The sequence below is a fragment of the Priestia sp. SIMBA_032 genome (genome assembly GCF_046535215.1).
Classification (GTDB): domain Bacteria; phylum Bacillota; class Bacilli; order Bacillales; family Bacillaceae_H; genus Priestia; species Priestia aryabhattai.
The window spans coordinates 570526-587106 of record NZ_JAWRXD010000003.1; the positions used below are offsets into that span (position 1 = coordinate 570526).

A 16581-nucleotide genomic window follows, 5' to 3' on the forward strand; every position below is an offset into this window, starting at 1 on the left:
GCACCTATAAAAAGCTTTAAATCAAGATTTCTTTTCTTAAAATATCTTTTTGAAAATTTTTTTATACAAAACCCTTGATTATAAAGCATCTGATTATCTACTTTTCATACAAGCAGATAATATTTTTCTTTTTGGGAATTTTTTCTTTATATTAAAAAAGAGGCTTTATTATTTTTTCATTATGCTTTCCTCAACTAAAAATATACTTTTTTAAAATAATAAAATCCTCTTTAAAAATGCCTATTTTGTTATAGTAGATACTCTTTTTTCACCTATGTAATACCTTTAATATAAGTCATCCTGATTTTTTTATGTAAAAAAAAGAGATAAAAGGTTTATTTTTTACCTCTTTTTGCACTGCACCTACAATTTTACGTATTCACCGTTTACCATTTGTCCTTTGTGAAGAGGAACCACACCTTCTTCTTTAGTGTATACAATCGTTCCTCTATTAATGGTAGTTAAAACAACGCTGTTAAATACCGTCCCTTCATATATACTGTGCTTATGTTTGAAAACCATTCCTTCTTTTGTCACTTTTTCAGTTTGATCCAGATCCACGATAACCAAATCCGCATCAGATCCTAGCAAAATGCTTCCTTTTTTAGGATATAAACCGAATCGTTTAGCTGGATTGGTTGATACAAGCTTTGAAATGCGAGAAAGAGAAATTCCTCTATTAATGGCTCCCTCACTAATCATTGCTTGCAAAGAGTACTGACCGCCTGATATTCCACCCCAGACTTTAAATAAATCATTCTGATGAGCAGTTTTTAACTCAATCGGGCAAGGAGAATGATCAGAAGAAATCATATCTACTTCTTCTGATTGAATACAAGCCCATAATTTTTCTTTTTGACTTCTGCTGCGAAGAGGAGGTGCACACTTAGCCGTTACACCAATTTCTTCAAAGTCTTCCTCTGTAAAAAGTAAATAATGCGGACAAGTTTCCAGCGTAACGTTCATTCCATTCTTCTTTGCTTCCGTAATAAGCTGCACTGCTTCATAGCTGCTAATGTGTACAAAGTGAAGCGGACATCCCGTTTTTTTACCATACTCAAGCGCTTGCTTTACTGCGTTTACTTCTGCTAGAACAGGTCGCGTTTCTAAATAATCTTTAATAGCAGTTTGCTTTTGCTTCTGTTTAGCCTGTTCAAGCTTTTGTATTAAATCATTTCTTTCAGCATGCAGGGCAAGCACCTTGTTTAGTTTCGCAATCTCTTTCATTCCTTCGTATAATGTGAGGTCATCTGAGAAATCAAATTCAGAACCGGCTTCTGACATAAATGCTTTAAAACCTATTACACCCGAATGAGCCATCTTAGCTAACTCTTCTTTATTACCAGGAACCAACCCTCCCCATAGACCATAATCTACTACCGACTTTTGATCAGCCAGCGTTTTCTTTTCCCACAGCGCTGATTCTGTTACGGTAGGAGGAACGCCGTTTAATGGCATATCAAAATATGTAGTGCAGCCTCCTGCAGCCATAGATGCTGAACCGTAGTCAAACCCTTCCCAATGGTCTCGGCTCGGTTCATCAAAATGCACGTGAATATCAATCATTCCAGGCAGAACATATTTGCCTTTAGCATCTACGTATTTTTTGGCTGGTATGCTAACACCATGCGCTATTTCTGCAATCTTTCCTTTTTTAATACCTATATCTGCTTTTACTATTTGGTCTTCTAATACGACCGAGCCATCCCGAATAATTAAATCGTACATGTTATCAAACTCCCCTTTATTTAACTACTCCATCTTCTTATTAAACGAAGCAGTCTGCTATTGTTCTATCATGCACTGTTTCCTTTAAAAAGTCTTTATCCTTGTAAAGAAACCTGACACAGGCACTCGTTATTACGTCAGTTAATGTAACTGAATTATCTGAGTTTTTAACTCGCCATTTTGTCTAAACTTTTCTTTTTGATTTGGTCACTTTCACTAAATAAAAAGAGATTGAGACATAACTAAATCACCGGACAGATAGAAGCAACTGCATACATGAAGCCTACGTCCACTCTAACCATAAAAAAATCCGACCGAGTTTGATTCCCTATTAAGAATCAAACTCGGTCGGATCTTCCTTCAACTAATTTTGCCACAGCCTCTTTTAACTCTTTTTCACTTTTTGTGACATTGGCAACCTTACTGTAAATGTACTTCCTTTTTCTTGTTCACTTTCTACATCAATTTTCCCTTTATGTGTTTCTACGATCCATTTAGCGATGGCTAGGCCTAGCCCATGACCTCCCATTTGACGAGATCGCGATTTGTCAGCACGATAAAAGCGGTCAAAAATCCGATCCTTTTCGTCAGGATGAATTCCAACTCCTGTATCCCGTACTTTTAATATACATTCACTCCCATGCTGAACCACTTGAATGTTTACACTTCCATGAGGAGTCGTATATTTAATCGCATTATCTAACAAAATGTAAATCAGCTGAGTTAGACGCTCTTGATCTCCAGTTACAACTAGTTTTTCCGGTGTATCCAGCTGCAAATCAATATGTTTAGAAATCGCTAGGGTTTCAACGGATTCCATTACCTTTTGCACCGCGTCTGTAATATCAAAGGGCATCATTGCTTTTTCTACTTTATTAGAGTCTGAGCGTGCAAGCGTAAGCAAATCACTGACGAGACTCGTCATGCGCTTCACTTCAGCTTTCATATTATTGATTAATTTTTTAGAAAAAGGATCTTCTGTTACTTCCTCCTGCATTTCTAAAGCGTTGATAGAAGAAAGCATAACGCTAAGCGGCGTTCTTAACTCATGGGACGCATCCGCCACAAACTCTTTTTGCTTTTGGAAAGCTGTTTCAATTGGGACCATCGCACGTTTTGACATTAAGCGGCTGATATAAATGGCTACTCCTACAAACAGTACGGTAAGGCTCAGCATAATAATGAGGAGCCACTTTAACAACTGATAAAGAAACGAAACGTCTTTTCCAATATAAAGCATCCCTAAAAATTGGCCTTTATAAAAAATAGGTTCCCCCGCCATCATTAAATCAATATCTATTTTGCCTTCTCCGTTTTGCCCTTTTACTCCTTCAATGTGTTCAAAACTAGGACGTGGGGCTTTTATTCGTTCTTTTCGCACCTCATTTTCAATAGGGATCCATCCATCAATTAAATCTAACAAGTTAGAGCGAAGACGCTCACTCGCTTCGTTGCCCATAATAAGGTCCCCTTCAGGACTGATGACATAATAAAAAAACTGATCTTCACCGGCTACGACAATGTTTTTGTACTCTTCTTTCGACTGTTGATTCGAGCTGTTTACCGCTTGTTTAATTAAGATGCTTTGGACAATTCGAGACTCTTGTTTTAACATGCTATTTAAGTTTTGCTGCTGACTGTTGGATACAACCACATACACCAATGCATAAACAATAAATACGAATAAAAGCAGAAACAGCATTAGCAATGCGCTGTATCGGAATGTTAAACGATTTTGCGTCTGGCTGAATAAATCTTGCTTTACTTTTTGTTTTACTTTCTGTTTAGCCCTCGTAAGAAGTTTAGCTTTCAATTTTGTAGCCTACTCCACGAATGCTTTGAATAAGATCTTGTTTGTTGAATTTCTCTAGTTTTTTCCGCAAAAGTTTAACCGTCGCATCAATCGTTTTAATCGAAACATCTGATTCATATCCCCATACCCTGTCTAAAATAATATCTCGAGAAAGAACTTGTCCTTTGTTTTTCACTAAAAAATCTAGCAGTTGAAATTCACGAGGACTTAATTGAATAAACTCCTCGTCAAACTGCACGGTTTGACTTGCTCTTTTTAATATCATGCTGGCAATCTCTACTTCTTCTTCTAAGATTGGTGCATAATTACGACGAGCCAAAGCGCGAAGCCTTGCAAGCAGCTCGTCAATTTCAAATGGCTTAATAACGTAATCATCCGCTCCCGCATCTAAGCCTTGTATACGATCTTGAACCGCATCTTTTGCTGTTAACATAAGAATAGCTCCGGCGTATCCTTCTTTTCTTAGACGTTTACATACATCGATTCCGTCTCCATTGGGCATCATCCAGTCAAGAATTAACACATCATAATGCGCTTCAGATGCATAATCATATGCATCATTCCCTTCCGTCACCCATTCGACGTTATATCCTCCTTTTTTCTTCAGCATATAACTAACTAATTCACCTAGCTGCAAATCATCTTCTGCTAGCAGTACGTTCATTCTGCGTAACTCCTTCCTTCATTTGATACATTTCCCTGCATCCTTTTGTTTACTTTATTATACAAAAAGAATCAGCAGAAACAAGCTGCCTCTACTGATCACTTTTCATTTTGATTTTCCCTACCTGTATTAAGAATGGGCGCCAACTGCTGTTCAGCAGTTCGCGTCTTTTGTACTTTTATGAATGACTAACGATTTGATTTGAATATGAAGGATTTGATCCATTAACAGTTTCTGTGACCTTTACAACACGCCGGCATATTTCAGCTCGTACACCTCTGTGCTTTAATTGTTCGACGATTTTTTCTAATTTGCTATAAGACGCTGTTTGTTTCATATCCATCCCCTCATTTCGTTAAGGTATTATTTATGAATCAAGTTTGTTTGTAATATCATACTTTTTCTTTAGCTTTTGTAACCATGTTGGATACTCTGTTTGGTATTTTTGATCAAGCAGCGTTTGCTTAATTTTTGCTTTGCTGTTTTCATATGTTGCTTTTTGCGCTTCTTTTTTGCCTGTTACTTTAATAATGTGATAACCGTATTCTGTTTTAACAGGATCACTTACTTCATTTACCTTCATAGAAAATGCTTTGTTGGCAAAAGCTTCGACCATATCACCTTTTTTGAAGTATCCAAGGTCTCCGCCATTCGATTTAGAAGCTGTATCTGTTGAATATTCTTTTGCTAGCTTCGCAAAATCTTCTCCTTTATCAAGCTTTGCCTTTACTTCTTTTGCTGTTTTTTCGTCTGCTACTAAGATGTGGCTAGCTTTCACCTGTGCTTCTGTAGCTAATGAATCTTTATTTTGATTAAAGTACGATTTCATTTCACTATCTTTAATATTAATAGTCGACTCGACCATTTTTTTTGCTTCAATATTCGTCTTTAAATCTTTTTTCAGCTCTGACAATTTTACACCGCTAGATGCTAATGCTTGATTTAGGGCATCTTCTCCACCGTACTGACTTTTAAGGTTTTCTAATTCAGCATTAATTTCTTTATCGGTTACTTTAATATTTTGTTTAGCTGCTTCTTTTGAAATGACTTTTTGTTCGATTAGTGAATCAAGGACGCTTGATCCTCCTTGAGCAAGAAGAGCATCGTACAGCTGATCTTTTGTGATTTTTTCATCACCAACGGTAGCAACTACCTTTGATTTATTCATTGCTACGGCACCAATAGCTACTGCAGCAATAATGACAACGGCTGCAATAATCATAATTATTTTGTTTTTAGACATGGTTAAACTCCTTTTCCATTTCTCATTACTTACCTAAACTTAAACTTTTGCGCCTTGGTAACGGTTTAAGTTCAATTAAAGGTCTTGCAATAGTAGATACGTATTTACTCGACAACAACCACGCCACTCCACAAGCTCCAATTAGAAGGATACTGTATCCTTGTACACTTTCTATCCAGTCTCCAAAAGAAGATAGGCGAATATATTTAATCAGAAACCCATGTAGCAAATATACATAAAAGGTTTGAGCACCTCGAGATGTAAAGGACATCGTTTGTGTAGGGATCAAAGCTAGAAAGGAAATAGTCATTGCTAAGCTGATGCTATAAAATAGCGCACGAATGGTCATTCCCTCTAATTGATTTACACCTAAAGAGGCATAAGATTTTGAACCAAATAGCCACTCTTTCTCAAAATCCGGTACTATATACTGGATCCATAGAGCAATAATCAGCAAAGTGCCTCCAGCTACTTTCTTACAAGAAACAGACGTCAACTTTTTAAAATGTTCTTTTTTCATATAAAACCCTGCTAAGAAGAAGGGAAAGAACACAAAGGTTCTAGAAAGGCTTAACGTTGTTTCCAGCGGTTCACATAAGCCAATCATAATTCCTAAAACTGCCGCCACGGCTAAAGGATATTTGATTTTTGTAAAAATGAACAACATGGCGTTCCAACAAAATAAACTCAACAAAAACCATAGTGACCAAGCTGGCTGAAACACTGAAACTTCGAATGACGATTCATCATACAGCTTATAATCATATACCGCATAGATAAGTTGAAAAATAATATAAGGAAGTAATACTTTCTTCGCCATCTTCCACATGTATCCTTTTTTTCGGTATCCCTTTGCAAAATAGCCGCTTATTAAAATAAACGCTGGCATATGAAAGGTGTAAATAAATATGTATAACGTTCGTAGCCACTGTTCATCATTGATGAAGGGAGTTAACAAATGGCCAAACACTACTAATACAATTAAGATAAACTTTACGTTATCAAAATACGCATCCCGCTTAGCCATTTTACCTCCTCCTTTCTTTCGCGTTCTACGAATCTGTACGACGTGCTGCTGCGAATATCTTTTCTTTACATTCCTTACTATACATAGTAAAAATGAAAAAACAGTGAAAACCTTGCTTATTTCTATTTTTAAATAAGGCGCGGCTAAATAAGTTTGACAAATGGCTCCTCTTTCTCTACTATATAGATACGCACCCTATCCAATTCAATTTCGCTTGTTGCGGGACACTTAACCAGTACGGATGGATAGGGTGTTTTTGTATGCAAAAAAAGCAGAAGACCTAGGTCTTCTGCTTTTTATTTTGCTATAGGCTGATTTTCGTTTTTTCCGTTTGCTTTTTTACTTTTTAAATAATAAAACAAGTAACAAAAAAGGACAAACGGGATACCGCAGTATAATGCAATGCGCTGACTCTTATCAAAAGCCAGTCCTACACAAGCAGCAAAACATAACACGAATGCTAAAATAGGAACGAGAGGATATAAAGGTGCTTTGTAAACAAGCTTTGATACATCATTCCCTTCTTTAATATAGCGTTTTCTGAACATAAAATGAGAAGCTGCAATAGCCATCCATACAGCTACCACCGCAAATCCAGAAATAGAAACTAATACTAAGTAAACAGTTGTTGGTGCAACTACGCTTGACAGCAAGGACAGACATGCCACTCCCATGCTGATAAGTAACGAATTAAATGGAACTCCTTTAGACGTTACTTTCCCTAACCAAGTGCTGACCATTTTTTGATCAGATAATGACCATAGCATTCTCGAACATGCATATAATCCTGCATTAGCATTTGATAATAAAGCTGTTAAAATAACCAAGTTCATAATATCTGCCGCGTAAGGAATACCTATTTGATCAAATACCGTCACAAAAGGACTTTCTAACACTCCTGCTTGTTTCCATGAAATCAACCCAGATAGTACAAACATGGCGCCAATAAAGAAGAAGAACGTACGCCAAATAATATTTTTAATTGCTCGAGGTATGTTCTTTTCCGGATCCTCTGTTTCTCCTGCTGTAATACCAATTAATTCTGTTCCCGAAAAAGCAAAGCTAACGGAAACCATTGTAATTAATACAGGCATAAGTCCATTTGGAAATAAACCGCCCTCTCCTGTAAAGTGAGAAAGCATCGGCGCTTTTTCATGACCGCCAAGAGGAATGAATCCAAACATCGCTGCTGCGCCTAAAATAATAAATACAATAATCGTTAATACTTTAATACTTGAAAACCAAAATTCTGTTTCGCCGAAAAAACGTACAGATGTTGCATTTAAACCAAATAATAAAAGAGCAAACAGCGCGCTCCATATCCAAACCGAAACGTCAGGAAACCATCTTTGCATAAGCAATCCAGACGCTGTAAACTCCGAACCTACAGATACCACCCAAGTCAGCCAGTAGAGCCAACCAACCGCAAAACCAGTTCCCGGCCCGATAAACTTTGTAGCGTATACTTGAAATGATCCTGACACAGGCATTGCTACGCTTAGTTCCCCTAGACATATCATGACTAAATACATAATTAATCCACCGATTAAATAAGCAAGGAGTGTTCCCCCAGGACCTGCTGCATTAATTGTATAGCCTGAATTAAGAAACAGCCCCGTACCGATCACACCGCCAAGGGAAATCATAAATAAATGACGGCTTTTCATTTTTCTTTGTAACTGATTCATAGATGTTGTATTCTCACCCATTATGTACCTCCTTTTTATAGTAAACTCATCTAAAAACTTGGTTTTTTTACATATTCTCTATAGTCTCTTCTCTACAGGAGTAGGCTCTATTTCTTTGATATGTACGAATTTTGTATATTGTATACAATATACACTTCTTAAATCTTTTTACGATTATATCATTTTTCAGATTTTTTACAACAATGAATAGTAAAAAATATTTCAATAATTCTATTTTTTATATTCTAACTAAGATTAGACGAAGTGATATGATATGATTATTTTTACACCTGTACGTTCTTTCTTGCTATTTTTATACTCTTTCATCACCATGACATGAAGAGAAAGAACGGCTGATGCGATATTTATTTTAGGGGGAAACAATGAACAAGGGGCCTATGATTTATCATTCATTAAAAGATCATGTATATAACTACATAGCAAGTCAAATTCAAGACGGTACACTGCTGCCTAACGACAAAATAAATGAAGCCAGCATTTGTTCTCAGCTGAATGTCAGCCGAACGCCTGTAAGAGAAGCGCTTATTAAATTGGCTTCAGACAACCTATTAGAATACAGACCGCGCAGAGGGTTTACTGTAAAGAAAATTGATACACAAAAAAAACTAGAAGTATTTGAAATCGTCGGTGCTTTAGATGGTTTGGCAGCTGCCCTGTCGATTGATCACTTAACGGAAGAAGATTTTGCGAAGATGGATGAGCTTATTAAAAAAATCGATGTTTCGATCGAATTAGAAAATTATCAGGATTATCAAAAATATCAAACGTATTTTCATCGAGTCTATTTGAACCGATGCGGTAATGTGACCTTAAAAGAACAGCTTATATCTTTACAAGACGGATTCATCAGACAAACGTACTTTAGCGATGACAATAAAGAGCTGTACGCCATTTTGCATGTAATGAATGAACATCACCGCCATATTCTAAAACTTCTGAAGCAGAAAAAAAAGGCGGATATTCAGCTTTACCTTCAAAATGTCCACTGGAAAATCGAATATCCGGAAATGATTTGATCAAAAAAAAGCTCGAGACATAACTAAATCAATTTAATAAACAGCTAGAAGCACCGAAATACATCAAACCTACGTTTATCATACCCATGAAAAAATCCGAACGAAGTTGATTCTTCATTAAGAATCTCAATTCATCGTTCGGATTTTTCTTTAACTAAAACACTTTTGTCCCAACCTCTTTTATTTTGCTATAGCAGAACGCTGCTTTTCTTCTTTTACGTACCAAATGAATTTCCCTGTATATCCGTAAATAATCGCCAAAATAATAGAGACAAAACTGAGCCACATAAACGGCAGATAAGCGAATGTAGAAATCCCAAGCGTTGTAGCCAGAAATACACCATTGTCCGTCCACGGAACCATTCCAGAAGTTAAGGTTCCTCCTACTTCTGAGTTACGGGCAAGCACCAGACGCTGTATTCTTAACTTATCATAACTTTTCTCCATAATTTTCGGTGTTAAAATTAATGAAACATACATCGCACACCCAAATATATTCCCTAATAACCCAACGAAAATAGTAGAAGCCGTAACGTTTCCTGAATTGACAAGAATTTTTTCAAATTTAGATAGCAGGACTTCTAAGACGCCGAGCTCATCTAATAACCCGCCAAATCCTAGTCCAAAAATAATGACAATAATAGAACCGACCATGCTTAAAATTCCGCCACGATTTAAAAGCTCACTTAAAAATGTGTTGTCTGTATTAATTTTAAACCCTTCATAAGCCGTATTAAATGCGCCAGCCACATCCATATGTTGAAAGACAACTGCCCATATAATTCCTAATAATGAACCAATCGCAATTGCTGGAAGAGAAGGTTTCTTTAATGCTAAAAGGACAATGACAGCCAAAGCCGGAATTAGCATCCACCCGCTGATATGGAATGTATCCAACAGCGAAGATTTTAATTCTTCTACCCGTCCAGCATCAAAATCTTTTCCTCCATACATAAACCCTGTTACCGTAAATAATACTGCCGTAATGAGGTAAGCAGGAATATCCAACACTAACATTGCTTTTACGTGATCAATAACATTCACTCGAGCCATTGACGCAGATAAAATGGTACTGTCAGAAAGAGGAGAAAGCTTGTCTCCAAAATAAGCTCCTGAAATCACAGCTCCCGCTACTAAAGGAAGCGGCATACCTAAGCCTTGTCCGATTCCCATCATCGCGATTCCGGCTGTACCAACCGTTCCCCAAGATGTTCCTGTTGAAATCGAAGTAATAGAGCAAATGATAAGTGTAGCAAGTAAAAAGAATGTTGGATTAATAAACTCTAATCCAAAATAAATAAGAGAAGGAACAACTCCTCCGGCAATCCATGTTCCAATTAACGTACCGACGGCTAATAAAATTAAAATAGCTTCTAAGCCGTTTGATATTCCTCTTGTAATGGCCCCTTGCAGGTGATTATACGTATACCCAAGTCGTACTCCTAGCGCCATAACAATAAACCATGAAATAAATAAAGCGAGCTGAATAGGTAAATCAAAAACAGTTGCAAATGAAATAACAACAGCTAAAAATAAAGCAAGCACAATCATTATTTCCCACATAGATGGTAAACGGGTTGTGTTCAAACTAGCTCCTCCTAAACTGGTATGTAGATTCTGGAATGTGGTATCGTTTAAGAGCAAAACGTCCTTATTTTTTAATTGTTCCTCTTACTGCTCCAACGTATGTATTTCTATGAGTGCTTAAACAATAAACTGCATCTTTTTAAGAACATAAAATAAGGATACTCGCATAAACAATAAGCCATTTTTCTTTTATCCAGTGGTCATAATACCATAAGAGTGTGCTTTCTTACAAGGCTCATTATAAAGCGCTTTCTGTTTGTTTATACATTTTAATATATAAATATATTTTCATTTATTTTATTCAGCGAAAAGAGGAAAGTAACATGAAAGAATATGCAACGTTTGCGGGAGGATGCTTTTGGTGCATGGTCGCTCCTTTTGATCAGCTTACAGGAATCCTCAGTATCCGCTCGGGCTACGCTAGAGATGAACAAATCAGTTCTGAAGCTTCTGCTCTTGTAAAAAAGGAAAACGAGTACGTAGAGGCCGTGCAAATTGTATGGGATCCCTCTCACATTACGTTTGAAGAGCTGCTTAACCTGTATTGGCAGCAAATTGACCCTACGGATTCCGCGGGACAGTTTTCAGACCGCGGACCCTCGTATCGAGCCATTATTTTTTATCATAACGAAAAGCAAAAAGAAGCGGCTCTCGATTCTAAAAGAAAGCTCGCCCAAAGCGAACGTTTTAAGAACCCTATCGTCACACCTATTTTACCTTTTTCTTCTTTTTACGAAGCACAAGAGCAGCAGCAGGATTATTATCGAAAAAATGCATTTCACTATAAATTATACAAAGAAGGCTCGGGGCGAACTGATTTTCTGACGCAGCATTGGCCCAAGGACCGCTCTTACCTTAAAAAGATTCTAACGCCTATGCAATATTTTGTTACGCAGGAAAACGGAACCGAACCACCTTTTACGAATTTATATTGGAATAACAAAAAACAAGGAATTTACGTTGACCTTCTAACTGGAGAAGCACTGTTCAAAACGTCAGATCAGCTTCCTTCTCATACAGGCTGGCCCATTTTTAAGCGCCCTATCTTGTACGGAAACATAAAAAGAGTGCCGGCGCAGCATTCAACAGCGCTAAAAAGCAAAGAAGGAAATAACTATCTGGGTTTACTTTTAACAGAAGAAAACAGCGAATACTATCAAGTAAATTCGGCGGCTCTGCGCTTTATTCCAAAAGAGAAGCTTAAAGAAGAAGGCTATGAAGATTTTTTAATTTTGTTTTGATACCTATACTTTTTTAAAAGGGTAAAAATAAGCGGTTACTTTCTTTGCGTAGTGTACAGTTAAATCATGATGGTCCGCCGGACGCAAAAAAGGCTGAGTGATAGAATCATCTCTTATTTCACACTCTCCTTTTTGCAGTTCCCAAGGGTCATGATAAAGATCTCCTCTGTAGACATTTCCTTGATGAGTGGTAAATAAGCAGTAGCGCTCTGTAAGCCAATGAGCTAGCTCTCCTTTTTTACTGTGATAGGAGGGAGAAGTACCTCTATATGTAAGCTTTACTCGCTCTTTTTTTGAGTCTTTGTGCGTTCGAACTGACTGAAAAGAAATATAGTTCTGAGTCTTGCTGAATGTCATAGCAGCGTGGTAATAAGGCAAGTGAAAAAAGTGACGAGCAACCCATACTCCTAGTGGGTTGCTTGCGTCTAAGCTAAAAAAATAAACGCCTTTTTCCCTTTTATATGTAACGTATGTACGCACATTTAGCTCATATAACCTTGAAAAGACGGGCACGGCGGGCGTCCCTTTAAATCGAATGTCTGTCATCGTAAAAGGCACAAGGGCAATCCACGCTTGACCATTATAGGTGTCAGGCTCTAACTGATTCGGCAATAAAGAAGCCAGAAACGCTGGATCTACAGGCCAATGAATAAACAGTAAATCTTTCCACGTTTGCTTCATTATCCAATTGTTTTTCACTTCTTGTTCTCTCCTTTTTCTAGATGTTCTTTTCCATCAATTCAGCGGCTGCCGATTTCCCTGACAAATATGCGCTCTCTAACCGTGAGTGATTCGTCTTATCTTCCCTTCTTAAAAAAGCATCTCCTGCCACCAGTAGCGACGGCATAATTTCGGTAAAGGGCTGATGAAGAACTTGTTCAACCTCTGCATAGCGCCATTTTTTTAACTGAATGCTTTTAATATAATTTGCACCTACCGATTCTTTTATTTCATTTTTTATCGCTCGCAGCAACTCATGTTCAGGTTCATCAAAATGTTTTTCTGACCAGTCTTTATTCATATATACGCTAAGAACAGGCGTCTTTGATATTCCTTTTTGCTCATGATTAACGATTCTTTGGATTGTGCCAGATGGATTCGTGAGTTGACCATGATCACCATACAGCATCTCAGTGTAAAGCTCCACGATAGCAACCAAGCAGGGACTGAATTTCAGTGTGTTAAGGATAGATCGGTCCGCCTGTAACCTACTGTCATTAAGCACCTCAATAACCTGAGGAGACGGAGGTGTAAGAATGATATCAGTCGCTTCGAAAATCTCATTTTCTTCTGTATAAAGCTGATACCTCCCGTTTTGAAAATCAATGGTTTGAACTTTTCGATTCATATATACACATAGATCTTTTGCTAAATATTTAGCTAACGCATTCATGCCATTAATACTTTGATAACGAGGGTGATGGTCACCAAACCACTTCTTAACTTCTCTATCTCCTATCCATTTATTTACGGCTTGCTGAAATTCATCGGATCTCACTGTAAAAAATTGAGCTCCGTGATCTGCTTTTCCATCCCCTACTCTTCGGGTAGCCATTCGTCCCCCTACACTTTTACTCTTATCAAGAAGAAAGACCTCTATTCCTGCTTTTTGTAATTCAGCCGCTGCTGTAAGGCCCGCCATTCCAGCACCTACTACTCCTACTCGTCTCATTTTTTCCTCCTTATTTAACGCATTTACTTACAGTATAAAAAAAGCGGAATGATTGAGCTAATTTAAACTGTCTTTTTCATTTACCTTCGCTCCTGCTTGTCTCAAAAAAGTAGTCTACGATTCCTTTCAGCTGAGTATACTTGTTGTATACAAATATATCTTTACCTGCTAGCACGTCTATAGATAGGAGGACTGTCATATGATGCTCTATGATATTAAGCACAAAGTATATTACGAAGTATTTAATACAGCTCGCCCTAAAATGAAGGACTCTCACCAAGGCCGAAGCTGGGGATATGTTTATAAGAATCTCAATGGACAACCTACAAAGTTTTGGATTGACTTTACGCACGGTCGTTTTATGTACTTTCAAGTTGAAAACAAGTGGTATCGGGTGCAATATTTGCAGTCCAATGATAAGAAAAAAACAGCGGATGTCTTTAAAGGGGCTCTCATTGACTTGATTTTAGATGGAATGGATCTCAAGTTAGTACGAGGAAACTTTGAAAAGAGAAGACTCTTAGCTTTATAACACATAGAAAAACAGCCGTAAAAGCAGGACTGCTTTTACGGCTGTTTAATTGTACGAGGAGTAATCAATATTTCAACCCTTCTATTTTTCGCTTGCCCCTCTGCTGTATTGTTAGATGTCACCGGTTTGAACTCTCCAAATCCTTTTGCACTGAACATGCTTGGATTAAGCTTATCGTTTTTTAAGATAACTTTCATAAAGTTAACTGCTCTCATCACGCTTAACTCCCAGTTGGATTCAAAACCAGCGTTGCGAATGGGTACGTTATCAGTATGACCGCTAATAATGATATTACGAGGAGGATCAATCACCAAAAGTTCTGAAATATCATTGGCGATTTTTGTATCTTCACTTCGAACCTGTGCTCTTCCCGAATCAAACAATACATTATCTCGAATGGAAATTAAGAGACCTTCATCAGTTAGCGAAGTCTGTAATTGATTTGTTAAGTTTTTCTTTTGAATATACGCATTAATTTTAGATTGAATTTGCTGAAGCTCTTCTTGATCAGCTTCTCGTATGGTTTGCTCCTTTTGTTCACTCGTTAAAGATTGTGAAGAAGCAGGAGACTGATTAGGAGCTGTCTCCACTTCATTTGTTTTTTCCGTACTTTTAGCTGCAGGGGTGTTTGAAGGCTGAATCGCTTCTTCAGATTCCTCCAGAGATTGAAATTCCATCACGCCCGTTCCTCCAACAAACGCTTCATTAAATGCGCGAGAAAGGTTCTTAAATTTTTGCGCATCCACTGAGCTCATTGCAAACAATACAATGAATAAAGCAAGTAAAAGTGTAAGCAAATCTGAGTAAGGAAGCAGCCAGCTTTCGTCAACATGGTCCTCTTCATGCTTTCGTTTTCTGCGTCTACTCATTTATGCCCACTTCACTTTCTTGAAGAAGCTTTTTACGTTCCGCTGTGGGCAAATAAGAAGCCAGCTTTTGCTCAATTACTTTTGGTGTTTCTCCTTCTAGGAGTGAAAGCACTCCTTCGATCATCATATACTTTACCTTTACTTCATGTTTCGATTTACGCTTTAGTTTATTTGCAAACGGATGCCATAGTACATACCCAGTAAAAATACCAAGAAGCGTAGCAACAAACGCTGCGCTGATTGCATGTCCTAGCGTATCTGTATCTTCCATGTTCCCAAGCGCAGCAATTAACCCTATAACAGCTCCAAGTACACCCAGAGTTGGAGCATATGTACCAGCTAAAGCGAAAATACTTGCACCTGTTTGATGTCTTTCTTCCATAGCATCAATTTCTTCAGACAACACGTCTCGTATATAATCCGCACTTTGACCATCAATAGCTAAATTCAAACCATTTTTTAAGAAAGGGTCATCTACATCAATAATTTGGGCTTCAAGTGATAGTAACCCTTCTTTTCGAACAACTTGTCCCCACTCAGAAAACATGGATACTAAATCAACGGGCTGCAGCATTTTTTGTTCTTTAAACAGGACACCAAACAGTTTTGGGACTCTCTTGATTTCATTTGAAGGAAATGCAATCACTACTGCTCCGACGGTTCCGACAATAATAATTAAAATAGCAGCCGGATTTCCTAACACGGATGGATTAACCCCTTTGAAAAACATGCCTACAATAAGAGAGGCTATTCCTAAAATCAGTCCAATAAAAGATGTTTTATCCATATGTAATTCTCCTATCCTTAACTTCCTGTTCTTTCTTTTTGTGTATTTTATCCTCATCTTTTATTTCGACTATTTCATAAAATTTTTAAGCTTTTTATGAATCATATTTACAATTACAGCTTTTCTCTATTATAAAAACACTTTTTTCAACTTTTCATACAGAATATCTGAAGGTCCAGCTATAATCGCTACAATTTGATTTTCCACATAAATAGCAGCCGTCATCTTATTGTCTATATCAGCTAAAATGGCAAACCCGACGTTAATGTTCAAGTTTATTCACCCCTGTAACGTTCTTGTTTATTCAACATATAAAAAGAACAATCTTACCATTTATTTTTCAGTGTTTTATTGACATTTGTAAATTTTATATTAAGATTATGTAAATGAGTTGACAAAATGAAGGTGATATTATGCTATTAGAAAAATACTGTAAAGACACTGATTTAATGATTATCCAGTTTACAATCGAACTAACAAAAGACATTCACGCTAAAATCTCCGCACGTACTTTATTTTATGAAGAACAGGTGATACGTTATGCTGAAAAAAGAATACGTTCTTTCTTACACCCTCTTTCCCTTAAACATACGCTAAAATTTGTCTATCAATCTGAAATACTACAAACTGTTCTATTCAAATTAAAACCAACTTTTGAGCAGCAGCATGTACTGCGCTGTATTTCATCTTAAA

General features: G+C 37.2%; 17 protein-coding genes. 4 read left to right on the top strand and 13 right to left on the bottom strand.

Annotated features, from left to right (window positions below):
• Positions 1-363: 363 nt before the first annotated feature.
• The 7 genes from SB717_RS13085 to SB717_RS13115 form a co-directional block, all read right to left on the bottom strand.
• Positions 364-1728: an allantoinase gene (locus SB717_RS13085; RefSeq protein WP_410903883.1), complete on the bottom strand. Its 1365-nt coding sequence runs from the start codon at positions 1726-1728 to the stop codon at positions 364-366.
• Positions 1729-2113: 385 nt separating this feature from the next.
• Positions 2114-3541 (bottom strand): sensor histidine kinase, encoded by a 1428-nt coding sequence (locus SB717_RS13090; RefSeq protein WP_029714109.1) that lies wholly within the window; start codon positions 3539-3541, stop codon positions 2114-2116.
• Positions 3531-4205 (bottom strand): response regulator transcription factor, encoded by a 675-nt coding sequence (locus SB717_RS13095; RefSeq protein WP_028413601.1) that lies wholly within the window; start codon positions 4203-4205, stop codon positions 3531-3533. The genes SB717_RS13090 and SB717_RS13095 overlap by 11 nt, the downstream gene beginning before the upstream one ends.
• Positions 4206-4383: 178 nt before the next feature.
• The gene (locus SB717_RS13100; protein ID WP_155017217.1) at positions 4384-4542 is read right to left on the bottom strand and encodes a hypothetical protein; all 159 of its coding nucleotides are present in this window, start codon (positions 4540-4542) and stop codon (positions 4384-4386) included.
• 30 nt (positions 4543-4572) lie between these two features.
• Entirely contained in the window at positions 4573-5448 is an 876-nt protein-coding gene (locus SB717_RS13105) for a peptidylprolyl isomerase (protein ID WP_057237069.1), read from the bottom strand.
• Between the two features lie 25 nt (positions 5449-5473).
• The gene (locus SB717_RS13110; protein ID WP_029714112.1) at positions 5474-6475 is read right to left on the bottom strand and encodes an acyltransferase family protein; all 1002 of its coding nucleotides are present in this window, start codon (positions 6473-6475) and stop codon (positions 5474-5476) included.
• 296 nt (positions 6476-6771) lie between these two features.
• Positions 6772-8184: an amino acid permease gene (locus tag SB717_RS13115; RefSeq protein WP_029714113.1), complete on the bottom strand. Its 1413-nt coding sequence runs from the start codon at positions 8182-8184 to the stop codon at positions 6772-6774.
• Between the two features lie 362 nt (positions 8185-8546).
• On the opposite strand from SB717_RS13115, the gene SB717_RS13120 reads away from it, so the two are divergent.
• Positions 8547-9200: a GntR family transcriptional regulator gene (locus SB717_RS13120; protein ID WP_029714115.1), complete on the top strand. Its 654-nt coding sequence runs from the start codon at positions 8547-8549 to the stop codon at positions 9198-9200.
• 180 nt (positions 9201-9380) lie between these two features.
• On the opposite strand, the gene nhaC is transcribed toward SB717_RS13120, so the two are convergent.
• Positions 9381-10787, bottom strand: coding sequence for a Na+/H+ antiporter NhaC (gene nhaC / locus SB717_RS13125; RefSeq protein ID WP_029714116.1), 1407 nt, complete (start codon positions 10785-10787; stop codon positions 9381-9383).
• A gap of 323 nt (positions 10788-11110) precedes the next feature.
• Between nhaC and msrA the strand changes: the two genes are divergently transcribed.
• On the top strand, positions 11111-12028 hold the full coding sequence (gene msrA / locus SB717_RS13130; RefSeq protein WP_410903884.1) for a peptide-methionine (S)-S-oxide reductase MsrA: 918 nt from the start codon (positions 11111-11113) through the stop codon (positions 12026-12028).
• A gap of 3 nt (positions 12029-12031) precedes the next feature.
• Here the strand turns inward: msrA and SB717_RS13135 are convergent, their stop codons facing one another.
• Positions 12032-12727, bottom strand: a complete 696-nt coding sequence (locus SB717_RS13135; RefSeq protein WP_410903885.1) for a YqjF family protein — start codon at positions 12725-12727, stop codon at positions 12032-12034.
• Positions 12728-12746: 19 nt separating this feature from the next.
• The gene (locus SB717_RS13140; RefSeq protein ID WP_074681984.1) at positions 12747-13700 is read right to left on the bottom strand and encodes an NAD(P)/FAD-dependent oxidoreductase; all 954 of its coding nucleotides are present in this window, start codon (positions 13698-13700) and stop codon (positions 12747-12749) included.
• Positions 13701-13899: 199 nt separating this feature from the next.
• Between SB717_RS13140 and SB717_RS13145 the strand changes: the two genes are divergently transcribed.
• On the top strand, positions 13900-14232 hold the full coding sequence (locus tag SB717_RS13145; RefSeq protein WP_074681986.1) for a hypothetical protein: 333 nt from the start codon (positions 13900-13902) through the stop codon (positions 14230-14232).
• Between the two features lie 35 nt (positions 14233-14267).
• Here the strand turns inward: SB717_RS13145 and SB717_RS13150 are convergent, their stop codons facing one another.
• The 3 genes from SB717_RS13150 to SB717_RS13160 form a co-directional block, all read right to left on the bottom strand.
• Positions 14268-15101, bottom strand: coding sequence for a flagellar motor protein MotB (locus SB717_RS13150; protein WP_029714123.1), 834 nt, complete (start codon positions 15099-15101; stop codon positions 14268-14270).
• Positions 15094-15888, bottom strand: a complete 795-nt coding sequence (motA, locus tag SB717_RS13155; protein ID WP_013056745.1) for a flagellar motor stator protein MotA — start codon at positions 15886-15888, stop codon at positions 15094-15096. The genes SB717_RS13150 and motA overlap by 8 nt, the downstream gene beginning before the upstream one ends.
• A 129-nt stretch (positions 15889-16017) precedes the next feature.
• Entirely contained in the window at positions 16018-16161 is a 144-nt protein-coding gene (locus SB717_RS13160; protein WP_014460421.1) for a hypothetical protein, read from the bottom strand.
• 140 nt (positions 16162-16301) lie between these two features.
• Between SB717_RS13160 and SB717_RS13165 the strand changes: the two genes are divergently transcribed.
• Positions 16302-16580 (top strand): hypothetical protein, encoded by a 279-nt coding sequence (locus tag SB717_RS13165; protein ID WP_029714124.1) that lies wholly within the window; start codon positions 16302-16304, stop codon positions 16578-16580.
• The last annotated feature ends 1 nt before the right edge of the window (position 16581 follow it).